Here is a 24,556-nt window from a genome sequence, read left to right on the forward strand (position 1 = left end):
ATCAATAACTTATTCCCATCTCTGAGAGTGACTTTTCTGTTTTTAAAACTTGCGCATTAGATAATTCAAATACCTCATTCATTGCTAGACTATCAAGTAAATCAGTACTAGTACCATTTAAGTATTTGGATTTCATTTCATCTTTAGATATTAATCGAGTTGATTCCTCGTCTTTCTTAGGTTTTAGCTTAATAGCTTTCCTTTCAAAATTTAACCTTTGACGGACAGTCATCTTATTATCATACATCGTATTCGCCACTTTCTCAGATATATATATCTGTCCTTTTTTAGCTTTTTCACCAGAGAAAACAAAACATTGAGTTTTTAGATTAAAGAATATTCTTTTGTCTTCTGTTTTATATGCCTTACCACCATTATGAAATGCGAAAGCATTCGGTATGAATGCATTTCCTTGACCACCAATAAAACCACCTACTCCATCCGCGTCATATACAATTCTAGAGTTTCTTACTTGGTAAATTCTTTGCAACTGTTTAATTTCATCTATAACATCTTTACCTGAAGATTTTGGGATTACTTTAATATCTTCCCACCTATCACCATTAAAATAATTAATAATAAGTTTGTCCTGACCTTCTAATGCAACATCTACTGTGATCTTTCTTTCTCCTTGACATACAAAATCATTATTATACATATCCTGAAAAGCGTAATACTCATAAACATCTAGAGGATTGATTGCTACTTTCCAGTTACCTTCTAATAACTGATTTCTTGTATCTTCATCTTGTGCAGCTAAATTTCCCAGATATCCTGGATCAACTTTTAGTAGCTCTTTATTATCATAAATTGAACCTCCAATAAAAGTAAGAGACTTTATAAAATCTTCTTTTTTTGCTTCTCCATTAGAAGCCTTGATAAACTCATCTATAATGTATCTAGCTTGTTTATAAACTTCATCTATTGTATCTCCCCAGATAAATGTATCACCATCTCGAAAAAACCATCTTACTTTACCTTGTCTTTCCGCAATAGGAAAACCATCTTCACCAATCCACCAATCTATTAAAGAGGCAACCCAACTATCAGGATCCGGGTTACACGTAGCTCGAACATAAGGTTTAACTCCACAAGTTGATCTGTTTCTACTTAGTAAATAAAAAAACATCTTTTGTGTAAAGTGTGTTAACTCATCAAAACAAATAAGAGGTATTTCGGATCCTTGCCAATCATAAATATTCTTTTCGTACTCTAAGTGTGAGAATTTGATACTTTGAGATTTATCAAAGATCCATTGTAGGGTTGATTCTTTTGGGGTTGCATTACTTACCATAGAATAAAGTTTCTGGCTAGAATCCCATAAACCTCCTTCAGCTCGTATTTGTGGTGAAGTTCTTCTAAAAAATACTGCTCCAAAATTTGGAATGTGTATATTTCGTAAAGGCTCTAAAAGTAGTGAAAACGTCTTACCGACTCCGGCAGCACCTCCTCCAATCACTATATCAGCTGGAGAAGAAAGGGCCATCATTTGATAACCATCCTGAGGTCTAATGATTTTAGTTTTTTCTCTCAACTCAAATTGTTTTAATCTCTTTTATTATCAGGTAGTTCAAAAATGGTTAGAGATGATTTCCTCTGATTATTGTCCTTTTCGTAAAACCCAATATGTTTTGCTATTTTCTCAATGGTCCAGTCTTTCCCGTGTAACTTAAGTTCTATACCGTTTCTCCCTTGTTTAATTGATTCTATACACATCAATTGTTCTCCTGTTAGCTTATCAAAGTCTTTGAAGGTTAACTTATTGTTTTTAAATTCTACATACTCATCAATACGACTATTGCGAAATATGTTCAGCTGATTTAGAATTTCTTTGGAATCAATTTTGAATTCTTTTTCTGCAACTTCTGCAGCAATAGCCTGTAATTCTCGGACCCTTGCGGTTATCTTGGGGTTTTTCAATAACTTAGAAGCACACTCATTAATCGTTTTACTGGTCATTTTAGATGCACTATAAGCCTTTCTATAAGCTGCCGATGCATCACCTAGCTTTACAAATTCTGTAGCGAATAACTTTTGCTTTTTAGTTAGCTTCCTCATTAACCATTATTTAATGCACTGTTTTCTCCTTACTAATCTCTACTTCATAGCATTCAGATTCTCCATCTTTATTACTTACCAGGTAGGTTAATATGTTGTTAGGCCTGTGTACAATTCCTGTTACAACTCTAGGCTCTTGGACCTCGTCTGTTATATGATATACTATGCTTCCAATATCGAACATATCTTCTTGTGATTAATTCAGTAAATCTTTATTGAATATTAAAGCGATATCATCCCTATCTGAAACTTTACTTATAATAAGTCCTGTATTGAATAATATGTCTTCGTGATCGTATTCTGGTTTAACCTGTAGACATTGGAAGTGTTCGGTAAGTGCCTTGGCTATATTCTCGAAATTATCCGAGTTATTGCCTGGTATAGATTCCAAAGTAATTTGAATACCTGAAGATGTTACTAATATCCTTTTCATAATCAAAAAAGAAGAACCAATAAATATCTAATTGGTTCTTCTTTATTCTAAATAACAACTTGTTTACAACTAAATATTACATATCAAATATACGATATTATTTTTATTTAGTCTAATTTAATATAAAATACATTGTTATAAAGACAAGGCTGGCATAATATATCTTATCAAGTGTTAAGCTTAGTTAATTAATACTTTCAGTTAACAGTATTTCCCATAATTCAATAACTCTATTAGCAAAATGAAGTATCTCAAAAGTTCTACCAGATTCTAGTTGAATCTCATAAGTCAAAGAATTAACTCTTACGGGTGAACCAGCTGTATAGGCCATACTGCTAGCTCGAATCCCTGAAGGTTCAACAGTTTTTATATGATCATCATCCTGTCTACGACTAGTTAATACTTTATGCTTAGCTCCATTACATAGATCCGCGCAAATTCTCAACTCAATATTATCATTAATATAATTCTCGACTTCAGAGTATCCCTCTCTTTTCAGCCAATCTTTAATGCTATAACTATTTAAAACGAAATTCATTACCGAATCTTTCAGTAAAGGCTGTTCTTGTAAAATAATAGCATTTTTAAGTGTTTCTCTGTCTCTCTTAATTTTACCAAGTAATTCAATGGAGCTATCGAAACCAATATTAAATAAACCGCTCATATATAACTATTTTTAGTATTTTAAAATGGAATTGTTTTGCTAAATACTACCCTGAGTTTATTTAAGGTAGTTTTAATATATCATCTGTAACGTGTTTGAAAATTATTTTCATTACATCCATGCTTATTAGTTGAGATAATCCTAAATCAATTATTTTACCTTTAAATAGTTGTCCCCAATTCTTCTTATTTAAAGTTGGAAATAGATCTCTTAATTCTTCCAGTTCTTGATATATAATTTGTTGTCCAAATCCTAACTTTTCAAGTTCATCATATATTTCATTTAATTTTTTATCAATGATTTCTATATCATCACTAATTGATTCATAATCCGGTTTGGTTGCTTTCCTTTTTTCTTCAATATAAAGTTTCCCATCTAAAGTTAATTGAGCATCTGCTTGTCTTGAGATATTGCTACTCTGAACATATCCTTGGTCTTCTAATAATTTTACATATTCGAACTCTTCTCTATGCCTTTTTAGTTTAATTCCGTTTCCTACAAGAATAGGTAGTATCGGATACAGATTATCATCATACAGGTTATATAGTTTTTCCAAAATCAATTCTAGAATATCCTCTGAGGTATAATTTTCTCTTTGAACTAAATCAATTCTAGAAGGATCTGTAATTAAATCAGAAACCCTGAGTATACTTTTATTACAATCTAAATAATGAATTTCATTTCTTAAATCTTGTTTTAATTCTCTTAAAATATTTTGAGAATTTTCTTGTTGTCCCAGAAAACCAAATTTGTTGTTATTCTTATATTTAAATTCTCTAGTCAATTGGTTATTTTCTCCGAAAGAATGATCTAAAAAACTAATTGTAGTGTCTTTCCATTCATTATAATTTTTAACAAAACTTTCTTCTTGAATTGAATCTGTTAACTTAGAATTCAAAATTGTTTTTCCATTTTTACTTAAGGAGTCAATTTTTCTATCAAATTCCTCCCATTTTATTTTAAGTTCTACCATTTCTTATTATGTTCTAAATATTGAATATTTATTAATATTCTTTAGGCTTTACATTAAACTATTGGAAACACAAAAAGCTCCTAAAAGAAGCTTCTTATTCATAATATTTTTGTGTCTTTCAAGTAGTTAAATTTAAGTCGGAGTAGCAAATTAATAAAACTTATCTGATTATCGTTTCTTACATAAAATTTTAACTATTTTGGTTGAATATTCCCCGCAACTCCCATACTAGCACGAAACTTAAACACAATCCAATTACGTTAAAACCATAAATAATATGGAATAATTCCGTAATTTTGGAAAGTTTCCAGCTAAATAACTACAACCATGTACAAATCTGAGTTAGCTCCACAAGTGGATGATCACTTTATTGATAACAAAATAGAAAGGGCCTATCACGGTATTTCATACATTAAAGTGAAAAATACCGGTAAGTTTTATGCTAATCTTAAGGGAAAAGAATATTCTTTTTCAAATGCATTACAAAACTATAGAGGTACACGCACATTAAAGGCAGCTAAATCTATATTTAAAGGTTTAATTAGTAAATACCAATGCTTTGAAAGTGACGGTATCTATTATCATATCAATGTAAACACTGGAAAGTGGATGTGGTCAGAAATTTAGAATACTCCCTTTAAATCAGGATGCTCTACATATTCTTTTATATCACTTCTATTACTGTCAATTGATCTGGAGAATATATCTCGGCTTACAGGATGTGCAGTCAATAACTCATCATCGTACTGAACATTAAAAAGCTCTTCAATGTGTTTCTCATTTAAATCATCTCTAAGCCATTCTTTTTCTAGTTCTTTATCCAGTAATACTATTTGTCTATACTGACCATCCCTATTTTTGCTATTATGTATTTTAGAGAAGAAAGGACTGGCTTCTTTAGTAAACATTGTAAAGGTTACAGCTCCATCTCTGGTTAAAGAATAGATTCCTGCCACTGATAATAGATCCTCATCCTTTGCACCAAAATAAAAGGGATATGGTGTACCATTATGTTTATGTGGCTCAAAAAAACCAGAAAGAGGAATTATACATCTTCTTTCCATTATGCTGTGCTTGTAGATAAAATGATCAAAAGCACTTTCACACTTAGCATTCAACCCTCCTCCCACACGGGCGATCTCTTTGTAGTATTCGTTTTGCTTGGATGCTAATTGATTATGTGGCATTATACCCCACATACCAGGTATTAGTTCTTCCTTACTCTCCTGAGGTATGAATAACATATCTGGATGCGCAAACCCGTTAAAATGATGAGCTGTACAATCATCATCTCTTATGTCAAATAGATCTGTTCTTTTTACATTGTATCTACGTTCAAGAATACGAACGTTTCTTGCCTGAGCAGCGTGATAACACATAGTTGTACTGTAATTGTTTTCCTACTGTAAGATAAAACAATTTTAACAGTTTCAAAAACTAAAATCCTTCCAAACGAATGTATTTGGCATATTTCTGCAAGAGATCACCCTCTTTAAACGATTTATATCCAGTGATTTTATTATCTGAATTGTTGTACTCTACTTCTACGAAAAAACGATCTATAGCATATAAAGCATATCTTAGATTACCTTCATTAATAGAATGAATGAATTTTCCATAGGTAACTATAGAACGCATCTTTTTATCATCTGTACAAAGGTTGAATTCGTATAAGGTCATTTAGCAACTTTTTGTAGTAAGTGTATTGGTATACTCCCTAACATTTCAGCACCTAATTTATTATACCAAATACAATCAGCATAATCTTCATCGACTTTTAACACAGTCTTTTCCTTAATTCCATCTATAAACCGAACCTTATCACCTTCTGATATATTACTCATTTCTTGTACTTATTCTTTCTTTCATATTCATTTAACCAGGATCCTGCTATCCATAATACAATGAATATAAGTATGTGCCACCATTCGAATTGATAATTATTCATTTAAATCATTTTTATTTATTCTTGGCTACTTCTTTTACTGTATCTAAAGCTTTTTCATATAGCGAAACAGGAGTTTTTCCTATTTCTAATGCATTAGGTGATAAATTGTTTAAAAAACTTTGTGCCAATTTAGAATCTCCATTGGACGCTATTAGAGCTGTTGCCTGCGATGCATACAATTCTGATAATCTCGAATAATAACGAATAAACATTATCATAATTTGGATTAATAAAACTGCAAAAGCAACTATTCCAAGACTGAAAATACTTGTTCTTATGGCATTAACTAATTCTGAAGAATCTTCCTCTTTTTTATTCTCAGCTTTCCATACATCATTAACGTTTTGATAAATCTTCAATGTTTCCGAAAGATCTTGTCTTAAATTGTTGACAACTGAGTCCTTTGATTTAGAAACTAATTCTCCACTCAAGTGATTATTAATTGATGAATTTATATATTCCAACTGTCTAAGAACAGGGTATTTAGTAGCTTCATTAAACGTAGGAGGTCTATCTTTTTGAGAATATCTAATTGATTCTATAGGCATACGTATTTCAGTAAATAATCCAGAAACAACCCCTATGAATAGATAAGAAAACGTTAATACAGTCAATACCAACATTAAGAATATTATTCTTGAAGAATTCCTAGATTTTCTCGATCTACTTTCAAGATTATCTATTGTTTTTGTAAAATCTATAATTATTAAATCTTCTTCTCTATCTATATTATTTTCTTCGGTCCCCATAAGTTATTAAGTTATATTTGAAATCATCCGTTACCGGCACCTCCTACACCATCGCTTATTCGATAATCCAAGCTTTTGAGTTCATTCAAATATATTGAAAAACCATCTTCTTTGGGGTTTTTGTTAGAAGGTCTTACATAAATACGCCAGTCTTGAATATTATCTTTATCAATATGTTCATATCTATCTACAACAAAATACCTGTCTAATGCAGGTGCGTACAATTCGTGACCTACTTTCAGATCATTTACATCGTTAATAGTTTTCATTTCGTTGGTTTTGGTTATTAATTTATTTTAATGTAATAGTATACTGCTCTGTTTTTCGGTCTGGTTTCTTTTATTAATATTGAATCTTCTGTTACATTATAATTCGGTAAAGACATCACGTGTTTCCCCCTTTCGTCTGAAATTGCCCTAAAAGAGGAACTTCCTCCTTTTACCCTATGTTTATGATTTTTAATAATGTCTTCTTGAAAATGTCCGACCTTTCTATTATCTCCATAGGGATCCAATTGATTAGGGTGTTTCGGTTTATTATTATAAATCGGATCAAAATCGTTAAGGCCTCTCAAAAAAACTCCTCTCAAATCAGGAACTTCTATTTTTTCTACATCCTGATAATATTTTGAATACTCAACTTTCCTTCCGTCTGCAGGGCTCCATTTTGAATGTTTCGCATTAAAATTAGTAACCTTTACACCTTCAACTTGTTTATAAAACTCCTTCCAGCTCAAAACCGATGGGATTATAGTTCCAATCGGTATAGGTTCATATATACGTATTATTTTCTTTCCTTCTATAGTATCGACTGAGCTATTACTTAACTCCTCAACAACTAAAGAAATTACCTTATTTTCTTGTGCTGATGTTATTAAACCACCAAATTGTGTTATAACTACTGTGATTATAGAAACTAATGCCCCTATTAAAGCAATTACTTTAGCTTGATTAGCTGAAATTTTTGCAATTTGTACTTCAGAACTTTCTTTATTTTTTTTGTTCGATTCATTGTTACTTTCGTTGGAATCCATAGCCCCTGAATTTTAGTTAAACTATTATTTTTAACAAAATAACCCCATATCCAAAACTATTGGACACAGGGTTATCTATCTTTTACGTTGTCAGAAAGTTACAAAATATATTTTTGCTAATACTTGAAATCTGTCCAGTGAATAATCTTTCCTTTGAAATCTTCATTAAACCACCATAGAAATTTTTGTATATCATCAAACCCATCATTAATTGCTAATTGATCACATTCTTCAATTCCAAGTACTCTACCATCTATTTTTATTACTGGCTCTATACAATGTTGTTCACATAGTTCTTCATCGGAATAGACTATTTCAATTTGTTGAACGGAAATACATTTTATAGTTGGTGCAAATTGAAATCTGTCCTTTGTTCTATTATTAATTACTGGATGTATAAGTTTACCTGGTTGCCACCGATTTTTTGAATCTTGACGGATAGTGTGTAATTTAGGTGATATCTCTTCAATTTCAGCAGGAGTTGTATACGTATATATATCCTCACGATAGTCCGATTTTAAAGCAAAATCATTCATTTCTTTACTCTGATATTTCCACATACAGTTTGTGATTTTATCAACAAAACAAGTTTTTAACCCTGCTAAACTTCTCATTTTCTTACTCCAATGTGTACTGAATGCTAGCGTCATATTAATCTATATTTTTTTGGTTTTAAATCCGCTTTTAGATATAAAGGGTGCTTAGGGGTTCCATTCTTTGATAATTCCAGATAATGAAGTTTTGATAACTCCTTAAAATATTCTGGAGGTCGCTCATTATTACCCCAGGCACAAACCACAACTTGACATTTATCAAGCATTGAAACTATATGAACTACATTATTTTTACCATAAGTATTCATTACCTTTTTTAGTTTTCTTGGATCAGTAGATCGATAAGGGTGAATATTACCAACATATATCCCACCAAATCCCCAAGAAATTGCAAAATTAATGCAACGTCTTATAGTTGGATCATCCCGTTCCGCATCAGCTAATGAAGGGTTAAGCATTATAAACATTACCTTTGGTTTACTTTCATCCCAAATACGCCACAACCTATATCTATATTTCCCGCACTCTGAAATTATTGCGCCTTTTTTCATTTTATTTCTTCTTTTACCGAGTGATTTTCTAAAACTTTATCCACTATGCTAAATAGCATTAGTTGATTATCTGGAGCTGGTGGCGGTGGTGCTTTAGGATTATCTGAATCGTCTGGATCACCATCGTTATCCCAATCCCATTTTACCCGAGCAGTGCATTTTGGTTCATCATCAATATATACCCATTCTTTTGGGTATTCTTTATCATTTATATGAAATACCAATGCATTACAAAGTATTTGACATTGTTTATGGTGACACGGATCAGGATGGCAGTTAATACAATTCATACAATATTTTTCCGTGAATATCATTCCTTCAGTTCCGTTACTTGGTTGATATGGTCTATTCATAGTTAATTATTTAAATTCGTTTTTATTGTCTCCAATCAATAAAGGGTAAAGGGCAGTGCCGTCCTGTAGATTCTGGTTCATTATCTAGTATTTGAGGGCATTTATTGTGACAACATTCACCATCCCTACCAGCCATACATTGTGTAAGTTTTTTCTGTTTATCACCTATTTCTTTTACAGCCATTACAACAGGATCGTTAGGATTATCATCCACATACTTTTTAGCTGCATATCTTAATAAATCGTTTAACTCTTTTTCGCTTTTAAAACGTTTCTGATACTTATCTTTTAGAAATATTACTTCAGGTATTGAACCGTTAACCAATACCTTGATATCTCTTAAGAGTCTTTTATTTTCCTCTACTACCTTCTGATATGTTGACCTGTTAACTTTACTCATTAGTTAATTCTTTATCTTGCCAATCTTCCAAACAGTTAGCACATATTCTTAATGTCTTTTCCTGGGCATTTAAACCGTGAGAACAATTTGGACAATATTCGTAGTTTACCATAATTGTATTAATTACTATAAATTAATGTTCGTTGTTTAGTTGTATTGTTTGTCTTATACAATCTAAGCAAGGTTTTACCATATCCGTGCATAGCTGTTTCGTTCCACTCTTCAATTAGTAACTTAACTTCTGCAATAAAATCTTCATTACTTCCTAAGTTATTGTTACCATAACTTTCTAGGATTATTTTGCCTTTTTCTAAAATAACATCTCCTTCTAGGATGTATGTCACTCTGTATTCTTTATTATTACTCATAATTGCATTATTTAGTTATTGGTTTCTAGTGATTCAACCTATCTATTTCAGCTGCAATTAAAGCTCCTGCAATTATTAATCTCTCTTTATATGGTTTATCAAGCATATTGTGCCACGATTGTAAACCCCATCCTGTTGGGGGTCTATAACGACAATCTAAAAGGAAATTGTCTATTTCTGTCCAAACTAAACAACATCCAGCATAAGACAATTGATAATCAGTATTGAATTTCTTATCATCCTCAATTGTTCTATTATGAATTTCTATTTGTTCCTTTCTCTCTTTTGTAATTAATTCTATTCCTGTTGTTTTCATAACTATATAGTGTTTTGTTTAGTGGTTAATCCCTGATTGTTCAATTCTCCAATTCAAATACTTAATTTGGTCATCTGGATCATCTCCTACAACTTCTCCAGCTTCTTGACATAATACTGTTGCAAAATGTTTAGCCATATCTGATAAGTATTTATACATTTCTAAATCTGATACACTACCAGTATCAATACTAACCTTAGATTCAGGAATCTTTGCATCAGGTTTTATGGTTACCACTGCTTTCCTTTGTACTTTTGGTTGTGGTTTTAAAAACTTATCTCTTTGCTGCTCTCTCTTTTTTCTATTTCCTTTTTCCATCATTTTAGTTTTTAAATGCGTAATTAAGAAGTCTGCAAGTTCTATTCAGATCACTATCTATATATGCCATCCCTCCACGTTTTTTTACTAAGTCTACAACGGCTTTCAACGACTTCAATTGGTGCTTTTTAATCCGTTTGGCATAACATGAAGTAAAGTCTTCTTTGATTTATTATGAACGCTGTCAATAACTTCAGCAATGGAAAACACTCCTTGCATTTCACTCGTTATAACATACAAATGAACATCACATCTGTTTTCTTTTTCGTCAATTTCTATCTCTTGGCATTCAGGTGTCCAATCATCTACAACTGGATTAAATGTTGGTATTTGAACAATTTTTTCTATTTCATCTCTCCATTTAGTCCCTGCACATGTTCCTCCTAAAAAAATTCTACTATTCATCTCTATAAATTTGTTTAATTTTACCTACTCTGTTTTAAGGTTTTTGGCTTCCCCTTTTTATTTATACTAGCTCTATATCTTCTTTAAATAGTTCGTGTATATATTGTACATGCATTTCAATTGAGTCGTCATTCTCTAGGCAATGAAATAGTAAATGAATCAACCCTCTATCACCTAAAGTATCCCTGTATTCGAACTGTTCTTTATTCTTTACCCAAAGGATAAAACAACATAGATGACCTATCTCTCCAAGCTTCTGACGATCCTTTAAACATTCCTTAAATTCATCCAAAGGCATACGTGCATACTCGTTATACTTTCTTTTACAAAAATTGTAATCAAACGTATGCTTAAAAGAGTTTAGCTTTCGATCCTGTATTTCGTAGGGAATACCATCCATATTAATCGCAAATCGTTGTTACTGTATTAGGAATTAAAGACCACGCCCATAATACGTGAGGGTTATTGAATGCAACAGCTATTGAAGCTACAACTGCAAATCCCGTTGCTGCAATTATGGCTCTAGTCATTGTCTTGTCTTTTTCTAAGTAGTTTTTCTTTTTCATTGGTTTTTAGTTTTAAGAGTTACTATTTTATTGTGGTTTTACTTCTTCTGAAATAACAGGTATATCTTCTATCTTACACTTGTGGGCGTTCTTAGCATTTTTACTTCCAAATACTTGTTGACATTTTGAACAGGTTCTCGTTTGCTCCTCCTCAAGTAGATGCGCTTTTCTTTGTTCTAATTCGCTCTCCTGTTGCTTTAATTCGTTAAGTCTTTGTTCCGTATCGCTAATACCTTCCTCCAAATCGCTAAGAGTTAGTTTACATCCCTCTTTTTCTTTGTGGTATAGTTCCTTCCATTTGTTGACTGTAGCGAATTCGAGCGTGGGGATTAGAAGACTTAGAAAAATGAATTCAACATAAAAGGTTACAGGTTTCCAGACGAATTCTACATTCCTAGGATCTGCACTTTCAAATACATTTAGGATTAAAGCCGTTAGGATAATGTTTGCTATATAGAATACCCAAGCGTTGAAAGTTTTATTCTTCTCACTCTTATGGAAACTCATTAGTGATACAATTACTCCCGTAGCTATTCCAAAAAATATTGCTGCTACTGCCCTTGCTTCTGGAATCTCTATGGTGAACTTCTGAAAGTAATACCAGCTGGATTTTGCTATGATTGATATGACAACTGCTATAACAGTGACACTTACTATTCTTAGGTGTACAAACCAGTCTTCTAGAGTGAGTGTTTTTTTCATAATCTATAATTATTCTTGTGTTTTTCTAATAAACATTCAAATGCATAAGCTGCTTGTTGACTAACTACTCCGTTACCATATTGGCGAAGAAGTTCTGTTCTAAAGTTGTACCCATTAATTGTGCAACCCAAGCCGGGTTTAGTCGTTCTTGGCTCCTCCCATTGAAACTGTGATTGCCCTTGTCTAGCTGGCCATTGATCGCCATTCGTGATAAACTCTCCTGTTTGGTATTCTTTGCTGCTTTTTCTGTTTCGCTTGCTTGAGGAGTTGGATAGTTCATTACTATTGTTGCAAGGCTCATCGAATTTCTGTTCTCTGGATGATGATCCTGATATAACCCGTCCATCGCAGCAACTGGAGTTGCCCAATTCTTGACTTGATCTTTTAGGTCTCCCCTCCAATTCCCAATTTTCTCTGGATCCCTGTTTCCTGTTTTCATTCTTAGTTTTCTTCCGTCTCCATTCGAACCCACCGTTTGTGGAGTCATCCAATGCGAGTATGAAGAGCCTTTTTCTTTCATGTGGCGCACCAACCTCTGACGCAGTAAACAATCCCGCTTCAACGTTGTAACCCATTGATCGTAGGCTGTCAAGAACATAGGGGAAAGACCCGGATAAGTGTCCTGAGACATTTTCGAAGAAACACCAAAGAGGTCTAGAGGCATTGATGCATTTCTCAATATATGGGTAAATAAATCGAGAGTCGTTCCAGAGTTGTCTTTTTCCTGCATAACTTTCTCCTTGACAGGGATAACCTCCAATGATGCCGTGTATTCTGTTACGAAATGGTTTTGCATCGAAGGTTTTAATATCCGTGTAAATAGGTGCCGGATCCACCAAACCCGCTTCCATCGACGCAACCAAGTTGAAGTCTTGAAATGCTTCGATCTCCACGTAAGCGACTGACTTAATTGGGATAACTGAATTGACTCCTCTTTCAAGTCCTCCATATCCGTAGCAAAAAGATAATATTCGCTGTTCTTCGTTAATAGGTTTTTTGGTACAATCCACATTTGCTATTTTTTTATAATGATATTTTCAATTGAGGATCAGTATAGTTAGTAACCAATACCTCAATTCTTCTATTTTTAATATTTACACGTTCTTTAAGTGGAATAACATTCATTTTATAATCACTGGCGAAATCCATTACCTTTTCGTGATTGAATTCAGACATAGCGCATTTTATCCCGCATTCCGACATCAATCGAAAACAATCTTCTGTATCTTTTACCTTCCAATTAGGTACATTGTAATAGTGTTCTGTGTCGAGATACACTGGATCTAGATATACGAATGCTCTTTCTTTAGGCATCACAGTTTTTGAGAAGGATATTTTATCCAGTACATTTCTAAAATCCAGATTGGTAATTTTGGCATTCTGTAGTTTCTGGAATGTTGGTTCTATACTATTTATTAAATTATATTTCGTGTTATCTAATCCTAACCTTATAGTATCTCCTTTACCTAAGTACGTAAAGTTGGAGAGTAATAAGAATCGTAGTGCCTTCTTCATTGGATCAGTTTCCGAATTACTCTTCCAATATTTTATTAAGCTTTGGGAAATCGGCATTATTTTTATTTCATCAATTAACTCTGCCTTATTATTTAATAGAACCTTATATAAGTTGGTAACATCATCATCAAAATCATTAAGGATTGCATATTGACTTGGTGGTGTATAAAAAAAAGAGCCTCCAGCACCAAAAAATAATTCGATACGCATCTTATGTTTTGGAAAATACTCCCAAAGGTTATTCGCTAGTTTTCTTTTATTTCCAAGTCTTGTCAAAATCATACTTAATAATTATTGATTAGTTATCCCCTTTTGATATCCCTGTATACTCCACCCTTTAGCCTTAAATACTTTTATCTTTTCCTTGTATTGACCTACTGTCATTTCCTTGCGTAGGACTACTTCTATGACTTCGTAGTCTGGTAATTGATGGAGTTTGTTTTTCATTTATTAGATTGTTTATTTTTAAGCCCTTCTCTAATGGAATTTTTAGTTTGTCTTTCTGGTTCAATGACTGGAGGATTAATTCTATACTCTAATTCCTTTTCCACCATCTCATAAATATCCTGGTCATAATCTTCGTTGGAAACATCAAAAGAGAGGAAGTAGTTTTTCAAATCTTCATTATTCATTTTTTTAGTTTCCAAGAACATTTGATTTAAATAATCCGTGCGATTTGTGACAACCTTGGCTTTTTCATATTTCACTTTTGTTCTAGTTCCAATGCCGTTACTTTTGTGATTGTGGATTACTTCCTCCTCTCCTATCCCTTTAAACATTTCTTTTGCTATCCCAGGATCTATCTTATCCTTAGTCAGAGATATTTTTTCGTGTGCATCTCCAGAATACATAGCTGCGGTTTCACATCTTAGATCAAAATACTGTCGTAACCACTCCATTATTTTTTCCTGTGAAAGATTCTCGTAATATGGACCGTAAACACCTTCTTTGATATTTCTGAAAAACAATGTGAGATCAGTAACTTTTAGACTATATGTTTCAAATATTCTCTCAGCGGTAAAATCCATCTGAGCATCACCCATTTTGGTTTTGACATTTGAGTTATCATTTAGGTTTATAAGCCACATTGAGATATATCCTATCACCCATTCTTTACCGTAATCTCTTTTAAAATCAGCTAAAGATTTACTTGGTAATTGTAAAACATCTTTGATAGTACGAAGCTTATGAGAATACTTTTCACAATTGCTCGGGCTGTATAATACCAAGTCTTTCTGCCGTTTTTCTTCGATAGTCATCACTTGGCCCTTGCCCTGATTGATTATTTTGTTTTGCATCTTTTCTTGAATTATTTAATCTTTCCCTTTCTAGTTTTCTAACCCAATCTTCACGGTCCCATTCGGTTTGGTAACTTAACCAGTTATGTATTTTCTCTCCTGTTAGTTCTTTGTACTCGGCGTAAGCCTTAGTTTGTATTTTGAAGTTTTCTATTTGTGGACGGATTCTATCGGATTTTAAAAATCCATTGACTTTCATTTTTTGAGCTTCGGTAGTCTGTAAGAAATAATCAGAAATCGAATCAGTAAATTCTTCTTCAAAAATTTCGGACGAAAAACTATTTTCAATTTCATCTTCAATTACATTTTCTTTTTCTATTTCCTTTTCATCTTCTTTTTCTAAAGGCTTTTTTTGGGTTTGATTTGGGTTTTGTTTGGGTTTTGAGTTATTTCCTTTTTTAGCTGGCCTCCCTCCTTTTTTGCCATTATCAGATTGCTTCTTAAGGAAACTAGATTTTTTCTGTCTTTCCTCTTCAAGCCTAGTATTTATAAGGTATTCTCCTTTATCCTCAAACTTCTCTTTTAATTCTTCAGAGAGGTTATCCCAATCTAAACCCACCAAAAACCCAAGCCTTTTTTTGGGTATTTTACCATCTGTCCATTGTTTACACAACATCTTAATATAAATGCCTATTTCTTCATTGGTGAGATACATTACACCAGTAAGAAAATCCTGAGCATATAATGAAAATGAAGGAGCTTTATTCATATGACTAACTGTATATCGCTAAAGGATTGCTGTTTCTTTAGTATGCTTTCCTGAATGTATTTTCTTTCATTTGGTCTTAACCATCTTTCAGAAAACACTTTGTTATGTTTAATTTTAAACTTGACTTCTATACCATTCTCCCTGAATAGAAAAAATGTCATAGGTTCAATAAATGAAGGAGCTATATGTATTCCTTCATAGATCATTAATCAAACTTAAATTTGATCCCTTCTATCTCTCCTAATGCCTCACAATAATCAATCAATGATCTTATTTCTGACATTGTAGTCTGGTTGTTTTTAATAGTGTTTCTGCTTACTTCTTTGCCGTTTAGGAAGAGAACACGATTATTAAGTTCTAGTTTGTTAGACATCTCTATGTGATTTAAATTCAGTAACATTTAGTTTGAGTTTGTTGTTAGGATTAAGTGGGTGTTTAATATTGTTATGAGAATTCTGGTGATCTAATTCGCAGAGTGTAGCAATCCATTCTAAGTACTCTAACTCATTCCCTATTATACTTTTTCCATCTATGGAATATGCTATATGATGAGTTTCGAGTTTAGTTTTACAACCACAAATAATACATTGGAAATTATCTCTAATCCTTACTTTCCTTTTGACTTTTTCCCAATATTTATTCTTTTGTAGTGATTTTCTATAGTTAGAAGGACGCCCCCGTTTACGCCTTAGTCTACTCATTCACAACTTTCAATTTCTCTATAAAGAATTCTTCGTTTTTATCACTGCTACTAATTAAATCTTCCATCTCATAACTAGGAATATCCCTAATTGCTGCTAGCTTAATTTCTTTATCTATATAAGTGTAATAGAATCTTTTACCGTTATAAACTACCTCCCACGTAAATGCAGGATCCAATTCTATTTCGGTGGTTCTATCATTTACTTCATTAGCTAACTGTTGAATCTTATTTAAACTGGAGTTAACCATTTCTTTGGCGTCCTTTTCATTTTGCTTGGCTCTCTCCAGTTCTTCTATTTTCTTGAAATGCTCAGCTTTTATTGAAGGAAGGTTGTTTTCTAACTCATCAGAATATTGATCTCTCAAACCCTCTATTTCACATTGATCCATAAATCTTTCTGTAGTGATCTTACTTTGTACAGTTAGTAAGTTCTCTGACATAAAAACTCTGGCCTCTTTATCCGTTTTAAACTTTCCAAGTGAACTTGGTACCTGACTGGTTTCGACAGTGAATTCTACTTCATCTGGACGATAAGTGTTTTCTACTTTGTGCATCTTAATTGTTTTTTAAGTTTTGGATTTATAAACTCTTTGAATTGGGTCAATCCCTTTTTCACCCAATAGTCATATTTTTCTTTCTTCCTTTTTGAAGCATTGCATTCTTGTTTCTGATAATCCGGTTGAAATTTGAAATAAGAATATGTCCCATTGGAAGTTTTCTTCTCTCCCTTCTCTTCTATCAACCCCAAATCCAATAAGTCACTTATTCTTGCGGATGCGGTTTGATGAGCTAGACATAATTTTTTCTTTATTTCAGGAAGTGTTGTAAATGGATGCGTTTTAATATGATCCAATACTCTTGAGATATCAGTTTCTAATCGTCCTGATTGAATTTGATTTAGTAAAGTTTTAATTCTTGCTTTCATATCTAAAATTTTGTGAATTGAAGATTTAACTGATCGTATTCTTGATGACAGGATCTACATCTTATTACAATGATTCCAGGATCCCAGCATAATTCTGTTTTACCACTTTCTTTGGCCTTTTTAACTGATATATCGTGACTGCAGTCAAGACGGGTACCGTTCCCATTACTCCCACATTGTTCACAAAAGTTATATCCATAGTCTAAGAACTGCATCTCCAACGCCGTGGCTTTCGCCTCCCTTATCTTTCGATCTATAGTTTTTTGTGTCACTCTGGTCCCGTCACTGCAGCTATATGTATTTGCCATTAATATTTTGATTTAAAAAACTCGCGAGTTTCTGAAACATACACTCCCCCCCATTCCTCGCGAGTTACCCAACCTCACAACTACCATTGTTTATTTTATTTAAGGAGAGAGGTGAATTAAAAAACTAAAAAAATCAACCTGCCAACTGTAATTATGGAACCTCTCTCCTTTTATTTTCTATGCTGTATTTTGGAATTTTAAAATTCCTTCACCTAATTGTTCTATTAAGCTATTCATATAATCCCTTGCTAACTTTGCCATAGTTTTTAGTTGTTGGTTTCTTTTTGTACAGTAGTTATGACTAAAAACCTTTATTCGTATTTCTTCTGGAATCTCTTTGAATACTCCAATGAACCATTCGAGTCTTACACTTTCACTTTGTTCGCAAAACTCTTCAAGTCCTTTTTCTGTAAATATTAAATTGCAAACGGTTTCTACAACCAAATCAATACTATCGTTACGTACATTGCCTTCTGAATTGAAAATATTGTACTTCCAATCCATCCGCCTTAGCTCATCACTGATCAGTTTATAAGGAGTATCAACAAGACAATAAATTAATTCCGACTCTTTAAAATCCCATAAGTCCATGTATACATCTAATTGCCAACCATAAATCTTACTAGGAATTTCCCTTTCTCTTATGGGAAAGGTTTCATACTCCCAACTAGATTTTATATCTCTGATCTTCTCTTCAGCATTATCGCATTCACCAGAGAAGTATTCATTTTCTTTACGCTCTTGATTTTTAAGAAACAATTGACCTGTAACCTCAGAATAAAGAGTAATAGATTTTTCTTCCACTTGAATCCCTTTATCAAGGTATTTTGCAGTAATATCTTTTTTCCTTCCTGTTATTTCTTGAAATACAAGTTTCTCTAGATAGGTTTTAGCACCATCCGTTAGAAAAGGTTTCCTGTTTTTTCTTTTAGAGTAATCACCTAGTTTTTCGATTTGCTTAAGAGTTAAAGCTTTCCCTTCCCCTTTATGCCTCAGAAGTAATACATTATACTCTTCTTCCTGGTTAGTTGTTAACGGTTTTGGAATACCAGACATAATATGTCCTATACTATGTGCTCTAAATTTGTAATCATTGAAATTAGTTACTACCGGCCAACTAGATTTTTCAATTCTTTTATATCCCTCTTTGAACTTCTTAATTCTTAAACCCTCTTCTAAGTTATTAGCTTCTTCCAGTGAAAGATCTTCAGGTTTAGTCTTAAAGAGTTCTTTATCAGAAACACCTGCCGAATGTAAATCCGGCAAAGTGTTTTTTAAACCCTCCATACCCATAACCTACAGTATTATAGGTTTCACACTCCATCTATCAGACTTAAAAGAGTTTGTTTTGTTTTTCGATTTTCCTACATACGTAACTCTTACTGGTGTCTGATTAAATATCAATTCTCCACTGTTAATTGCGTCTTCAATAGTGCCTACTAATCGCTTTGAGCCATTTCGGATAGTATTAAAATCACCAGAAGAATCTTGTGCAAGCATTATAATGCACGGCAAGTTTATTTCTTCTCCAGTTTCCTCGCTGATGTATGTTTCTTCCTTGATCTCAACAATAATCCCAACCTTATATTCCCCTTGCTCCTCCGGTGTCCAGTAATCTGACGAAAGCTCTCTTGGTGATAATTTTGCATCATGCAAGTTTGGTAATTGATCTAGATTTGTTAATGCAGTTTGTGAATTTTCCATAATTTTGAATTGAATTAAATATTAAACTTAGGTTTAGTGATCCACTGTTGGCGCAGTGGGTTATTTTTATCTTAAAAACAGAGTTTTATTTCGTTTTCTCCATCTCTTAATTTTCTGATAATCTTTTTCCTGTAGGTAGCTGAATACTATTAATGTCATAATAGCTCCTGTTAGAAAAAATATTATACACATTAGCCAATAAGCTTCTGGATTTGTAAGTATTGTTTTCATAGTTATTTAGGTTTTAAATTTTATGTTATTGAACTGTATAAAAACACTCCAGCAATTACACAGAATAGGATTAAAAGAGATACTCCAAATGCGCATAACCCATATAGAATTCCAACTCTATATCTATTTGCTATTCTTATTATAATTTGCTGTAATGTTTTCATCATCTTATTCTGTCAAGTCTCTCTAATTCTCTATCCAAGCTTTCAGTAATGAACTTTCCATTAACTGAAGATTTTCTAATCTTACATTTTGGATCCTTAAGCATTTTGTATAAAGTAGTTTTACTACATCCTAGAATCTCAAGAGCTTCCTTTAAATTAGATATCTTCTTTCTTTTACTTTCTCTCATATTAGAAGCCATTTTGTAAACTAAATCCTGAAACATAGACTTATCAACTACTACTACCTCTTGTCCATCTAAATTTATGCTTGGTGTTTTCATTATTCTACTTTATCTGATTCAGTATTAACCAATTCTTGTTGCTCCTTGATTTGTTTTCTAATAGTGTTCTGTAAAAGTTCAACTACTCTTTCCTGATGTTTAACTGGAACTGAGAAAAATCTAGAAAACCAATGGTTAGCAAGTGTTCTAGGGTCTTTATTGAATTCTGCAGCACATAACTCTATAAAGGCGCTCTTATCCTCAATCCTAGCGTATAACTTTTTTATGTTTTCAATCATCCCTTTATTCTTTGATTACTTTTATGCTGTTTTAAGTAATTCCATTTCCTCTTTAAGAAGTTTTATTCCCCACTTTTTAAAAGCATCTTTTAATATCAATCTTCTCTTTTCTTCGAAATTCTTCTGATTGTAATTCACAACTATATTTGAATCATAATAGAAATTGTGCTTACCAAATGGTCTTACATATAAATCAAGTACCATTGAATCATTTAATATTTCCCATTCAATTCTGTATTGAACATCGTCATTAAGCATTCCTGAAAAATTATTAACTAGCATTTCCATATTAAGAGAAGATTAAATTATTAGCGTGTTGTTTGTCTTGAAAAGAAAAACCACTATCTGCATTTGCCAATTCATTTGTAGCATACTCATAAAGACAATTAGCTACGTTCTCTATAGTGGTTTGATCTGTTATTTGTATTTCACCGTAGTAAATGGTGATGTCCTGATATTCGGTGTCTAATTCCAGTCTTTCACATAAAATATGAAACCCTCCATGATTAAGTTCTGCGAATACATATCTACTATCCTCATAGATAATTATATCAGCATCTTTTAAAAGATCTGCTACTACATCTTGTGTTAAACTTGTTGGGCAGTTTGTGGTTACTTTTTGTAGCGTTTTCATATATTTGTGCGTAAATGTTGTTGTATTACACCACAAATATACAACACTTTCGCATATAAATTCAACTTATTTGCATATTTTTATGTTAAAGTGTTATAAATCCCAGTTTTTAAATGGACACAAGTGAAAGAATAAAGAACATAATATCTGCCTTAAACCTCAATAACAATAGCTTTTCAAAGAAACTTGGTATAGCTAACACTACTGTAGAAGGTTATGTTAAGGGAAGAAAAAATTCTAATGGTGAAATAATACTTTCTCAACCAAACTACGATGTAATAAAAAAAATGGTTGAAATATTCAACATAAACGCATACTATATATTAGGACTTAGTGATGATATGTTTTCAAATCAACAAGGAGGAACTACAGTAAATTTTAATAGTTTATCGGAAGTCTCAGTTTTTGTTGCAGAAAATATAGAAGAATTAAAGAATGTTCCTGTTTTTAAAAACCTTTTGGACATTGAAGCTTTAAGATTAGTATTAAAAGCTAAAGAAGGAGATAATATTAATGTCTCTGAACTATATAAGTTAATGAAGTAATTTATTTATTCTAACAATGATCTAATCTATACAAATAACCTTTTTGTGCAAAAGTCATTGAATCAAAAAACTTTTTACTATCTACCTTTACATTTTCATTACCAATTTCGTTTATTAATTTTTGTTTTTCTTGTTCTTGATGTTCTATAAGGATATCAAGATCATCTGAGAAATCCTCTAAATACTCTTCTGGAAAATATTTAGATTTCTTAACCTTCGAAATTTCCTTATCTCTATTCATGTTCGACGGCTTTTTTAGTCAATTCAGTTCTAAAAATTCTGAATTCAGTTTCCTTTTCTGGATTAACTAAATCACCTTGAGGTAAATCTCGATATAACGCTTTATAGAATAACTTGATTATTAATCCAACTTTTTCTTCTATTGTTTTGAAGCTATTAATCAAAAAATAAGCACTGAAGAAGAAAACACCTGGCAAAATGTAAAGCGCTATATTATAATACAATCTAGGAAAATCACCAGGTCTAGTTGGATCTTGTGTATGATTCAAGTTGCTCCAACTAACCCAATACCCCCAAGTAGCAATAAAGGCAAATGATATAAAAAGATAAAAATATCTCTTCCAAGTTCCTTTCACATTTTTAACTACAATAAAAAGGAAGAATAAAGATGATACAAAACCAAAAATCGGTAATCCTATTCCTAATAAATAGTTTTTATAGGACGTATATCCTAAAACAGAGTCTTCTTTCTTGATCTCATTTTTGATACTATGATAATTTTGCAATTCACATTTCGATATTTCAGTAGTGCTTATGTAAGATGCAATATATTGTTCCTTAGTAATCTTGTTGTTTTGTAACTTAAGTAAAAGAGATTCATAAGAAGTATCTCTTTTACTTATAATTTTTTTATAATCTTTTTTTATTTGAGTATACTTTTTTGAACTTGATGGTTCATACTCATGTAAAAAAGTTACGGCAATAGAAGAAACTACCACCGTAGAAATAACTATTATGGTTAGAATATCAAGGATTACCTTCTTCTTCCTGTTCTTCCACAGGGTCTCCAACTTCTCCTTGGCCAGTTGCCAGAGTCTCAGATTCGAATGTTTCTTCATTTACATTGTTATTTTCACAACTTGTAAATCCTAAAACTAACATTCCTAACACCAATGCATTCATTACTAACTTTTTCATCTCTATCTGTTTTTATTGATTACTGTATGTAGTAAATTTAGGCACTACAAGCCGTATCAACACTAACATCTAGATGAAATTAGCAACTGAGTATGTGTTAGGGGTAGAATTAAGAATTACACTAGTACATGGATAATTCTTACAAACGCAATTTACTAAAATTTCCCACATGCATGTATGCGGTAAAACCACACTTTTTCATCAAACTTGGGCTGAATTTTAAGTGTTTACGTTGATTTTCACAGGGAATTATACTAGTAAGTGTCGGTAAATGTAATTATGTTACCTCTAGAAAATGTTAAATTTTATTTTATACAATCCAATTGATCAATAAAAAAAGTGGACCATCCAATATCCTTGGCATCGTGATAATGTTTTGTACCGCTAAATCTAATAGTTTTAATTGCTGATTTCTTTAATTCGGAGATTTTTGAATTAGTTAAGGTAGATGTAAGTTCGAAATTAGAACAATCTAAACTGACTTTGTGATAAAAAGTAATTATTTTACCATTTTCTAATTTGAATTTCACATATGATTGATTGTTTTTATATGGACTAACACACCCTAAATCTATGTCACAAGCTATTGTAATAAATTTATCTTTTCCATTTCTCATTAGGCCAATAATTAAATCTCTTCTAGTACTTGTACCTAGATCTAAATCATAATATTTCGTAGCTATTAATCTTTTCCCTGTAAATTCGTCAGTTTTATTGGTTCTGTAACTACATTCTTTTTTTCTTTTTTCTATTTCCTCTCTTAATCTAATAATTTCCTCTGCTAGCTCTTTTTGTAATTCCTTTTCTTTTTTGGCCTTTGCTATAGAATCTGTAATCCTCAATTTCTCTTTTTCAATTTCTTCTTTTAACCTTCTTTCTTCCTCAATTACCTTATACTGCTCCATATCTAAAAAATAATCTTTGAAATCGCAAATGTGATTATTCGAGCATATATGTTTTTCGTTAGTTCCGCTAAGCCTAACCTGATCTTCATAGATTTTACCACCATTTACATTTTGATATAATAGTACAATAGGATAATCTGCGTTCATTATATCAATTTGGACTACTTTGTATAAGCTGTTTATTGGTGCTCCACTTTCTGGTTCTTTGGTAAGATAAAAGGTTTGGTCTAGAAAATAAGTTTTACTCAAAACCACATCTTCATAAAAAACAAAATCTTCAACATTCTTATGAATGTATGATTCAGATTGTTTAAGCTCTTCGTAAGTTTCATTAGTATTATATTCATATAACTCACCTCCTTTTTCAAAAACTATAAAGACAATCTTTTTTTTGTCTTTTTTGTGTTTGGATAGTTTTTCTTCATATCGTCTAAAAACAAATATTTCTCCCTTATATAAATTTAGATCAACTTTCTTTCCTTTTCCTTTCTTATGATACTTAAAAAATCCTTGATTTATTAAATAGCCATTTGGTTCTACCATAAATCTCATCCCATCAGTAAATTCAGTAATCTTATAATATTTGAATTCGAATTTTTCTTCTGGGTCAGTAATATTAGGGAATGCAAGATATCCAATGAAAACAAATAGAATGAAAAAAAAGTTTTTCATAGCTAAGATGGTTTTAAGTTAGGATACAAAGAAAATAAAAAAAGAGGATATTTCCCCTTACATTATCGATTCTGATAAAATACGACAAGTTATTAAACAAGAATAAATAAAAAAATGATCCGTAAATCTATTGTTACGGATCATTTATAAAATTTTATTAATAAATTATATTGT

At 32.0% G+C, this 24,556-nt stretch carries 46 protein-coding genes; 2 read left to right on the forward strand and 44 right to left on the reverse strand.

Going from position 1 to position 24,556, the window contains the following annotated elements; translation table 11 throughout:
• Position 1: 1 nt before the first annotated feature.
• From U0D62_RS18240 to U0D62_RS18265, 6 genes are all read right to left on the reverse strand, one after another.
• Entirely contained in the window at positions 2–1,534 is a 1,533-nt protein-coding gene (locus U0D62_RS18240) for a terminase large subunit domain-containing protein (protein WP_322288765.1), read from the reverse strand.
• A gap of 11 nt (positions 1,535–1,545) precedes the next feature.
• Positions 1,546–2,058: a terminase small subunit gene (locus U0D62_RS18245; RefSeq protein ID WP_322288766.1), complete on the reverse strand. Its 513-nt coding sequence runs from the start codon at positions 2,056–2,058 to the stop codon at positions 1,546–1,548.
• Positions 2,059–2,068: 10 nt separating this feature from the next.
• Positions 2,069–2,242, reverse strand: coding sequence for a hypothetical protein (locus U0D62_RS18250; protein WP_322288767.1), 174 nt, complete (start codon positions 2,240–2,242; stop codon positions 2,069–2,071).
• 12 nt (positions 2,243–2,254) lie between these two features.
• A complete protein-coding gene (locus U0D62_RS18255) occupies positions 2,255–2,491 on the reverse strand; it encodes a hypothetical protein (protein WP_322288768.1) in 237 nt (78 codons plus the stop codon).
• A gap of 184 nt (positions 2,492–2,675) precedes the next feature.
• A complete protein-coding gene (locus tag U0D62_RS18260; RefSeq protein ID WP_322288769.1) occupies positions 2,676–3,155 on the reverse strand; it encodes a hypothetical protein in 480 nt (159 codons plus the stop codon).
• A gap of 61 nt (positions 3,156–3,216) precedes the next feature.
• Positions 3,217–4,128, reverse strand: a complete 912-nt coding sequence (locus U0D62_RS18265) for a hypothetical protein (protein WP_322288770.1) — start codon at positions 4,126–4,128, stop codon at positions 3,217–3,219.
• 327 nt (positions 4,129–4,455) lie between these two features.
• On the opposite strand from U0D62_RS18265, the gene U0D62_RS18270 reads away from it, so the two are divergent.
• Positions 4,456–4,755, forward strand: coding sequence for a hypothetical protein (locus U0D62_RS18270; RefSeq protein ID WP_322288771.1), 300 nt, complete (start codon positions 4,456–4,458; stop codon positions 4,753–4,755).
• On the opposite strand, the gene U0D62_RS18275 is transcribed toward U0D62_RS18270, so the two are convergent.
• From U0D62_RS18275 to U0D62_RS18440, 34 genes are all read right to left on the reverse strand, one after another.
• On the reverse strand, positions 4,752–5,507 hold the full coding sequence (locus U0D62_RS18275) for an SOS response-associated peptidase (protein ID WP_322288772.1): 756 nt from the start codon (positions 5,505–5,507) through the stop codon (positions 4,752–4,754). The two genes, U0D62_RS18270 and U0D62_RS18275, sit on opposite strands and share 4 nt — an antisense overlap.
• Before the next feature lie 58 nt (positions 5,508–5,565).
• Positions 5,566–5,808, reverse strand: coding sequence for a hypothetical protein (locus tag U0D62_RS18280; protein WP_322288773.1), 243 nt, complete (start codon positions 5,806–5,808; stop codon positions 5,566–5,568).
• The gene (locus tag U0D62_RS18285) at positions 5,805–5,972 is read right to left on the reverse strand and encodes a hypothetical protein (protein ID WP_322288774.1); all 168 of its coding nucleotides are present in this window, start codon (positions 5,970–5,972) and stop codon (positions 5,805–5,807) included. The genes U0D62_RS18280 and U0D62_RS18285 overlap by 4 nt, the downstream gene beginning before the upstream one ends.
• A gap of 115 nt (positions 5,973–6,087) precedes the next feature.
• Positions 6,088–6,825, reverse strand: a complete 738-nt coding sequence (locus U0D62_RS18290) for a hypothetical protein (protein WP_322288775.1) — start codon at positions 6,823–6,825, stop codon at positions 6,088–6,090.
• A 23-nt stretch (positions 6,826–6,848) separates the two neighbouring features.
• Positions 6,849–7,094 carry a hypothetical protein gene (locus U0D62_RS18295; protein WP_322288776.1) on the reverse strand — a complete coding sequence of 82 codons (246 nt, stop codon included), beginning with the start codon at positions 7,092–7,094 and terminating at the stop codon, positions 6,849–6,851.
• Positions 7,095–7,111: 17 nt separating this feature from the next.
• Positions 7,112–7,858: a hypothetical protein gene (locus tag U0D62_RS18300; protein ID WP_322288777.1), complete on the reverse strand. Its 747-nt coding sequence runs from the start codon at positions 7,856–7,858 to the stop codon at positions 7,112–7,114.
• Positions 7,859–7,974: 116 nt separating this feature from the next.
• Positions 7,975–8,508: a hypothetical protein gene (locus U0D62_RS18305; RefSeq protein WP_322288778.1), complete on the reverse strand. Its 534-nt coding sequence runs from the start codon at positions 8,506–8,508 to the stop codon at positions 7,975–7,977.
• A complete protein-coding gene (locus U0D62_RS18310; RefSeq protein ID WP_322288779.1) occupies positions 8,505–8,963 on the reverse strand; it encodes a DUF1643 domain-containing protein in 459 nt (152 codons plus the stop codon). The genes U0D62_RS18305 and U0D62_RS18310 overlap by 4 nt, the downstream gene beginning before the upstream one ends.
• Positions 8,960–9,316 carry a hypothetical protein gene (locus U0D62_RS18315; protein ID WP_322288780.1) on the reverse strand — a complete coding sequence of 119 codons (357 nt, stop codon included), beginning with the start codon at positions 9,314–9,316 and terminating at the stop codon, positions 8,960–8,962. Before U0D62_RS18315 ends, U0D62_RS18310 begins: the two co-directional genes overlap by 4 nt.
• 22 nt (positions 9,317–9,338) lie before the next feature.
• Entirely contained in the window at positions 9,339–9,716 is a 378-nt protein-coding gene (locus U0D62_RS18320) for a hypothetical protein (protein WP_322288781.1), read from the reverse strand.
• 119 nt (positions 9,717–9,835) lie between these two features.
• A complete protein-coding gene (locus tag U0D62_RS18325; protein WP_322288782.1) occupies positions 9,836–10,084 on the reverse strand; it encodes a hypothetical protein in 249 nt (82 codons plus the stop codon).
• Positions 10,085–10,109: 25 nt separating this feature from the next.
• Entirely contained in the window at positions 10,110–10,400 is a 291-nt protein-coding gene (locus U0D62_RS18330) for a hypothetical protein (RefSeq protein WP_322288783.1), read from the reverse strand.
• Between the two features lie 18 nt (positions 10,401–10,418).
• On the reverse strand, positions 10,419–10,718 hold the full coding sequence (locus U0D62_RS18335; RefSeq protein ID WP_322288784.1) for a hypothetical protein: 300 nt from the start codon (positions 10,716–10,718) through the stop codon (positions 10,419–10,421).
• 114 nt (positions 10,719–10,832) lie between these two features.
• Entirely contained in the window at positions 10,833–11,123 is a 291-nt protein-coding gene (locus U0D62_RS18340; RefSeq protein ID WP_322288785.1) for a nucleoside 2-deoxyribosyltransferase domain-containing protein, read from the reverse strand.
• Between the two features lie 61 nt (positions 11,124–11,184).
• Positions 11,185–11,523 (reverse strand): hypothetical protein, encoded by a 339-nt coding sequence (locus U0D62_RS18345; protein WP_322288786.1) that lies wholly within the window; start codon positions 11,521–11,523, stop codon positions 11,185–11,187.
• Position 11,524: 1 nt separating this feature from the next.
• The gene (locus U0D62_RS18350) at positions 11,525–11,689 is read right to left on the reverse strand and encodes a hypothetical protein (RefSeq protein ID WP_322288787.1); all 165 of its coding nucleotides are present in this window, start codon (positions 11,687–11,689) and stop codon (positions 11,525–11,527) included.
• A 27-nt stretch (positions 11,690–11,716) separates the two neighbouring features.
• Entirely contained in the window at positions 11,717–12,391 is a 675-nt protein-coding gene (locus tag U0D62_RS18355; RefSeq protein ID WP_322288788.1) for a hypothetical protein, read from the reverse strand.
• Positions 12,388–13,401, reverse strand: a complete 1,014-nt coding sequence (locus U0D62_RS18360) for a DNA cytosine methyltransferase (RefSeq protein ID WP_416135547.1) — start codon at positions 13,399–13,401, stop codon at positions 12,388–12,390. The genes U0D62_RS18355 and U0D62_RS18360 overlap by 4 nt, the downstream gene beginning before the upstream one ends.
• A 13-nt stretch (positions 13,402–13,414) precedes the next feature.
• The gene (locus tag U0D62_RS18365; RefSeq protein WP_322288790.1) at positions 13,415–14,188 is read right to left on the reverse strand and encodes a DNA adenine methylase; all 774 of its coding nucleotides are present in this window, start codon (positions 14,186–14,188) and stop codon (positions 13,415–13,417) included.
• 9 nt (positions 14,189–14,197) lie between these two features.
• Complete coding sequence (locus U0D62_RS18370) at positions 14,198–14,353, reverse strand: hypothetical protein (RefSeq protein WP_322288791.1); 156 nt, start codon at positions 14,351–14,353, stop codon at positions 14,198–14,200.
• Complete coding sequence (locus U0D62_RS18375) at positions 14,350–15,165, reverse strand: hypothetical protein (protein ID WP_322288792.1); 816 nt, start codon at positions 15,163–15,165, stop codon at positions 14,350–14,352. Before U0D62_RS18375 ends, U0D62_RS18370 begins: the two co-directional genes overlap by 4 nt.
• The gene (locus U0D62_RS18380) at positions 15,107–15,913 is read right to left on the reverse strand and encodes a hypothetical protein (protein ID WP_322288793.1); all 807 of its coding nucleotides are present in this window, start codon (positions 15,911–15,913) and stop codon (positions 15,107–15,109) included. The genes U0D62_RS18375 and U0D62_RS18380 overlap by 59 nt, the downstream gene beginning before the upstream one ends.
• A 205-nt stretch (positions 15,914–16,118) precedes the next feature.
• Positions 16,119–16,286 (reverse strand): hypothetical protein, encoded by a 168-nt coding sequence (locus U0D62_RS18385; protein ID WP_322288794.1) that lies wholly within the window; start codon positions 16,284–16,286, stop codon positions 16,119–16,121.
• A complete protein-coding gene (locus U0D62_RS18390; protein WP_322288795.1) occupies positions 16,279–16,614 on the reverse strand; it encodes an HNH endonuclease in 336 nt (111 codons plus the stop codon). The genes U0D62_RS18385 and U0D62_RS18390 overlap by 8 nt, the downstream gene beginning before the upstream one ends.
• The gene (locus tag U0D62_RS18395) at positions 16,607–17,170 is read right to left on the reverse strand and encodes a hypothetical protein (protein WP_322288796.1); all 564 of its coding nucleotides are present in this window, start codon (positions 17,168–17,170) and stop codon (positions 16,607–16,609) included. The genes U0D62_RS18390 and U0D62_RS18395 overlap by 8 nt, the downstream gene beginning before the upstream one ends.
• Positions 17,158–17,541, reverse strand: a complete 384-nt coding sequence (locus U0D62_RS18400; RefSeq protein ID WP_322288797.1) for a MarR family transcriptional regulator — start codon at positions 17,539–17,541, stop codon at positions 17,158–17,160. Before U0D62_RS18400 ends, U0D62_RS18395 begins: the two co-directional genes overlap by 13 nt.
• Before the next feature lie 2 nt (positions 17,542–17,543).
• Positions 17,544–17,756, reverse strand: coding sequence for a hypothetical protein (locus U0D62_RS18405; RefSeq protein ID WP_322288798.1), 213 nt, complete (start codon positions 17,754–17,756; stop codon positions 17,544–17,546).
• A 270-nt stretch (positions 17,757–18,026) separates the two neighbouring features.
• Entirely contained in the window at positions 18,027–19,136 is a 1,110-nt protein-coding gene (locus tag U0D62_RS18410) for a hypothetical protein (RefSeq protein WP_322288799.1), read from the reverse strand.
• A gap of 9 nt (positions 19,137–19,145) precedes the next feature.
• Positions 19,146–19,553: a hypothetical protein gene (locus tag U0D62_RS18415; RefSeq protein WP_322288800.1), complete on the reverse strand. Its 408-nt coding sequence runs from the start codon at positions 19,551–19,553 to the stop codon at positions 19,146–19,148.
• A gap of 66 nt (positions 19,554–19,619) precedes the next feature.
• On the reverse strand, positions 19,620–19,784 hold the full coding sequence (locus tag U0D62_RS18420) for a hypothetical protein (RefSeq protein WP_322288801.1): 165 nt from the start codon (positions 19,782–19,784) through the stop codon (positions 19,620–19,622).
• A 163-nt stretch (positions 19,785–19,947) separates the two neighbouring features.
• Positions 19,948–20,229 carry a hypothetical protein gene (locus tag U0D62_RS18425; protein WP_322288802.1) on the reverse strand — a complete coding sequence of 94 codons (282 nt, stop codon included), beginning with the start codon at positions 20,227–20,229 and terminating at the stop codon, positions 19,948–19,950.
• Positions 20,229–20,468 carry a hypothetical protein gene (locus U0D62_RS18430; RefSeq protein WP_322288803.1) on the reverse strand — a complete coding sequence of 80 codons (240 nt, stop codon included), beginning with the start codon at positions 20,466–20,468 and terminating at the stop codon, positions 20,229–20,231. Before U0D62_RS18430 ends, U0D62_RS18425 begins: the two co-directional genes overlap by 1 nt.
• 21 nt (positions 20,469–20,489) lie before the next feature.
• Positions 20,490–20,756 (reverse strand): hypothetical protein, encoded by a 267-nt coding sequence (locus tag U0D62_RS18435; RefSeq protein ID WP_322288804.1) that lies wholly within the window; start codon positions 20,754–20,756, stop codon positions 20,490–20,492.
• Between the two features lies 1 nt (position 20,757).
• Entirely contained in the window at positions 20,758–21,102 is a 345-nt protein-coding gene (locus U0D62_RS18440; RefSeq protein WP_322288805.1) for a hypothetical protein, read from the reverse strand.
• A 113-nt stretch (positions 21,103–21,215) separates the two neighbouring features.
• On the opposite strand from U0D62_RS18440, the gene U0D62_RS18445 reads away from it, so the two are divergent.
• Positions 21,216–21,647, forward strand: coding sequence for a helix-turn-helix transcriptional regulator (locus tag U0D62_RS18445; RefSeq protein ID WP_322288806.1), 432 nt, complete (start codon positions 21,216–21,218; stop codon positions 21,645–21,647).
• A gap of 10 nt (positions 21,648–21,657) precedes the next feature.
• On the opposite strand, the gene U0D62_RS18450 is transcribed toward U0D62_RS18445, so the two are convergent.
• The 4 genes from U0D62_RS18450 to U0D62_RS18465 all read right to left on the reverse strand — a co-directional run bounded on the left by U0D62_RS18450 (position 21,658) and on the right by U0D62_RS18465 (position 24,382).
• A complete protein-coding gene (locus U0D62_RS18450; RefSeq protein WP_322288807.1) occupies positions 21,658–21,888 on the reverse strand; it encodes a hypothetical protein in 231 nt (76 codons plus the stop codon).
• The gene (locus tag U0D62_RS18455) at positions 21,881–22,678 is read right to left on the reverse strand and encodes a hypothetical protein (protein WP_322288808.1); all 798 of its coding nucleotides are present in this window, start codon (positions 22,676–22,678) and stop codon (positions 21,881–21,883) included. The genes U0D62_RS18450 and U0D62_RS18455 overlap by 8 nt, the downstream gene beginning before the upstream one ends.
• Positions 22,635–22,805, reverse strand: a complete 171-nt coding sequence (locus U0D62_RS18460) for a hypothetical protein (protein WP_322288809.1) — start codon at positions 22,803–22,805, stop codon at positions 22,635–22,637. The genes U0D62_RS18455 and U0D62_RS18460 overlap by 44 nt, the downstream gene beginning before the upstream one ends.
• A gap of 305 nt (positions 22,806–23,110) precedes the next feature.
• Positions 23,111–24,382, reverse strand: coding sequence for a hypothetical protein (locus U0D62_RS18465; protein ID WP_322288810.1), 1,272 nt, complete (start codon positions 24,380–24,382; stop codon positions 23,111–23,113).
• Positions 24,383–24,556 lie beyond the last annotated feature (174 nt).

The organism is Aquimarina callyspongiae (assembly GCF_034322225.1).
Taxonomy (GTDB): domain Bacteria; phylum Bacteroidota; class Bacteroidia; order Flavobacteriales; family Flavobacteriaceae; genus Aquimarina.

Bases quoted from the DNA above. Each gene is read 5' to 3' on its own strand.
- U0D62_RS18295 (WP_322288776.1), bottom strand. From the start codon at position 7,094: ATGAAAACTATTAACGATGTAAATGATCTGAAAGTAGGTCACGAATTG.
- U0D62_RS18375 (WP_322288792.1), bottom strand. From the start codon at position 15,165: ATGACTATCGAAGAAAAACGGCAGAAAGACTTGGTATTATACAGCCCG.
- U0D62_RS18435 (WP_322288804.1), bottom strand. From the start codon at position 20,756: ATGGAAATGCTAGTTAATAATTTTTCAGGAATGCTTAATGACGATGTT.
- U0D62_RS18245 (WP_322288766.1), bottom strand. From the start codon at position 2,058: ATGAGGAAGCTAACTAAAAAGCAAAAGTTATTCGCTACAGAATTTGTA.
- U0D62_RS18405 (WP_322288798.1), bottom strand. From the start codon at position 17,756: ATGCAGTTCTTAGACTATGGATATAACTTTTGTGAACAATGTGGGAGT.
- U0D62_RS18430 (WP_322288803.1), bottom strand. From the start codon at position 20,468: ATGATTGAAAACATAAAAAAGTTATACGCTAGGATTGAGGATAAGAGC.
- U0D62_RS18395 (WP_322288796.1), bottom strand. From the start codon at position 17,170: ATGCACAAAGTAGAAAACACTTATCGTCCAGATGAAGTAGAATTCACT.
- U0D62_RS18380 (WP_322288793.1), bottom strand. From the start codon at position 15,913: ATGAATAAAGCTCCTTCATTTTCATTATATGCTCAGGATTTTCTTACT.
- U0D62_RS18355 (WP_322288788.1), bottom strand. From the start codon at position 12,391: ATGAAAAAAACACTCACTCTAGAAGACTGGTTTGTACACCTAAGAATA.
- U0D62_RS18250 (WP_322288767.1), bottom strand. From the start codon at position 2,242: ATGTTCGATATTGGAAGCATAGTATATCATATAACAGACGAGGTCCAA.
- U0D62_RS18270 (WP_322288771.1), top strand. From the start codon at position 4,456: ATGTACAAATCTGAGTTAGCTCCACAAGTGGATGATCACTTTATTGAT.
- U0D62_RS18255 (WP_322288768.1), bottom strand. From the start codon at position 2,491: ATGAAAAGGATATTAGTAACATCTTCAGGTATTCAAATTACTTTGGAA.
- U0D62_RS18335 (WP_322288784.1), bottom strand. From the start codon at position 10,718: ATGGAAAAAGGAAATAGAAAAAAGAGAGAGCAGCAAAGAGATAAGTTT.
- U0D62_RS18365 (WP_322288790.1), bottom strand. From the start codon at position 14,188: ATGATTTTGACAAGACTTGGAAATAAAAGAAAACTAGCGAATAACCTT.
- U0D62_RS18300 (WP_322288777.1), bottom strand. From the start codon at position 7,858: ATGGATTCCAACGAAAGTAACAATGAATCGAACAAAAAAAATAAAGAA.
- U0D62_RS18310 (WP_322288779.1), bottom strand. From the start codon at position 8,963: ATGAAAAAAGGCGCAATAATTTCAGAGTGCGGGAAATATAGATATAGG.
- U0D62_RS18415 (WP_322288800.1), bottom strand. From the start codon at position 19,553: ATGGAAAATTCACAAACTGCATTAACAAATCTAGATCAATTACCAAAC.
- U0D62_RS18280 (WP_322288773.1), bottom strand. From the start codon at position 5,808: ATGACCTTATACGAATTCAACCTTTGTACAGATGATAAAAAGATGCGT.
- U0D62_RS18330 (WP_322288783.1), bottom strand. From the start codon at position 10,400: ATGAAAACAACAGGAATAGAATTAATTACAAAAGAGAGAAAGGAACAA.
- U0D62_RS18350 (WP_322288787.1), bottom strand. From the start codon at position 11,689: ATGAAAAAGAAAAACTACTTAGAAAAAGACAAGACAATGACTAGAGCC.
- U0D62_RS18425 (WP_322288802.1), bottom strand. From the start codon at position 20,229: ATGAAAACACCAAGCATAAATTTAGATGGACAAGAGGTAGTAGTAGTT.
- U0D62_RS18385 (WP_322288794.1), bottom strand. From the start codon at position 16,286: ATGTCTAACAAACTAGAACTTAATAATCGTGTTCTCTTCCTAAACGGC.
- U0D62_RS18450 (WP_322288807.1), bottom strand. From the start codon at position 21,888: ATGAATAGAGATAAGGAAATTTCGAAGGTTAAGAAATCTAAATATTTT.
- U0D62_RS18390 (WP_322288795.1), bottom strand. From the start codon at position 16,614: ATGAGTAGACTAAGGCGTAAACGGGGGCGTCCTTCTAACTATAGAAAA.
- U0D62_RS18340 (WP_322288785.1), bottom strand. From the start codon at position 11,123: ATGAATAGTAGAATTTTTTTAGGAGGAACATGTGCAGGGACTAAATGG.
- U0D62_RS18315 (WP_322288780.1), bottom strand. From the start codon at position 9,316: ATGAATAGACCATATCAACCAAGTAACGGAACTGAAGGAATGATATTC.
- U0D62_RS18345 (WP_322288786.1), bottom strand. From the start codon at position 11,523: ATGGATGGTATTCCCTACGAAATACAGGATCGAAAGCTAAACTCTTTT.
- U0D62_RS18320 (WP_322288781.1), bottom strand. From the start codon at position 9,716: ATGAGTAAAGTTAACAGGTCAACATATCAGAAGGTAGTAGAGGAAAAT.
- U0D62_RS18400 (WP_322288797.1), bottom strand. From the start codon at position 17,541: ATGAAAGCAAGAATTAAAACTTTACTAAATCAAATTCAATCAGGACGA.
- U0D62_RS18305 (WP_322288778.1), bottom strand. From the start codon at position 8,508: ATGACGCTAGCATTCAGTACACATTGGAGTAAGAAAATGAGAAGTTTA.
- U0D62_RS18440 (WP_322288805.1), bottom strand. From the start codon at position 21,102: ATGAAAACGCTACAAAAAGTAACCACAAACTGCCCAACAAGTTTAACA.
- U0D62_RS18285 (WP_322288774.1), bottom strand. From the start codon at position 5,972: ATGAGTAATATATCAGAAGGTGATAAGGTTCGGTTTATAGATGGAATT.
- U0D62_RS18370 (WP_322288791.1), bottom strand. From the start codon at position 14,353: ATGAAAAACAAACTCCATCAATTACCAGACTACGAAGTCATAGAAGTA.
- U0D62_RS18265 (WP_322288770.1), bottom strand. From the start codon at position 4,128: ATGGTAGAACTTAAAATAAAATGGGAGGAATTTGATAGAAAAATTGAC.
- U0D62_RS18420 (WP_322288801.1), bottom strand. From the start codon at position 19,784: ATGAAAACAATACTTACAAATCCAGAAGCTTATTGGCTAATGTGTATA.
- U0D62_RS18290 (WP_322288775.1), bottom strand. From the start codon at position 6,825: ATGGGGACCGAAGAAAATAATATAGATAGAGAAGAAGATTTAATAATT.
- U0D62_RS18410 (WP_322288799.1), bottom strand. From the start codon at position 19,136: ATGGAGGGTTTAAAAAACACTTTGCCGGATTTACATTCGGCAGGTGTT.
- U0D62_RS18460 (WP_322288809.1), bottom strand. From the start codon at position 22,805: ATGAAAAAGTTAGTAATGAATGCATTGGTGTTAGGAATGTTAGTTTTA.
- U0D62_RS18325 (WP_322288782.1), bottom strand. From the start codon at position 10,084: ATGAGTAATAATAAAGAATACAGAGTGACATACATCCTAGAAGGAGAT.
- U0D62_RS18275 (WP_322288772.1), bottom strand. From the start codon at position 5,507: ATGTGTTATCACGCTGCTCAGGCAAGAAACGTTCGTATTCTTGAACGT.
- U0D62_RS18445 (WP_322288806.1), top strand. From the start codon at position 21,216: ATGGACACAAGTGAAAGAATAAAGAACATAATATCTGCCTTAAACCTC.
- U0D62_RS18260 (WP_322288769.1), bottom strand. From the start codon at position 3,155: ATGAGCGGTTTATTTAATATTGGTTTCGATAGCTCCATTGAATTACTT.
- U0D62_RS18465 (WP_322288810.1), bottom strand. From the start codon at position 24,382: ATGAAAAACTTTTTTTTCATTCTATTTGTTTTCATTGGATATCTTGCA.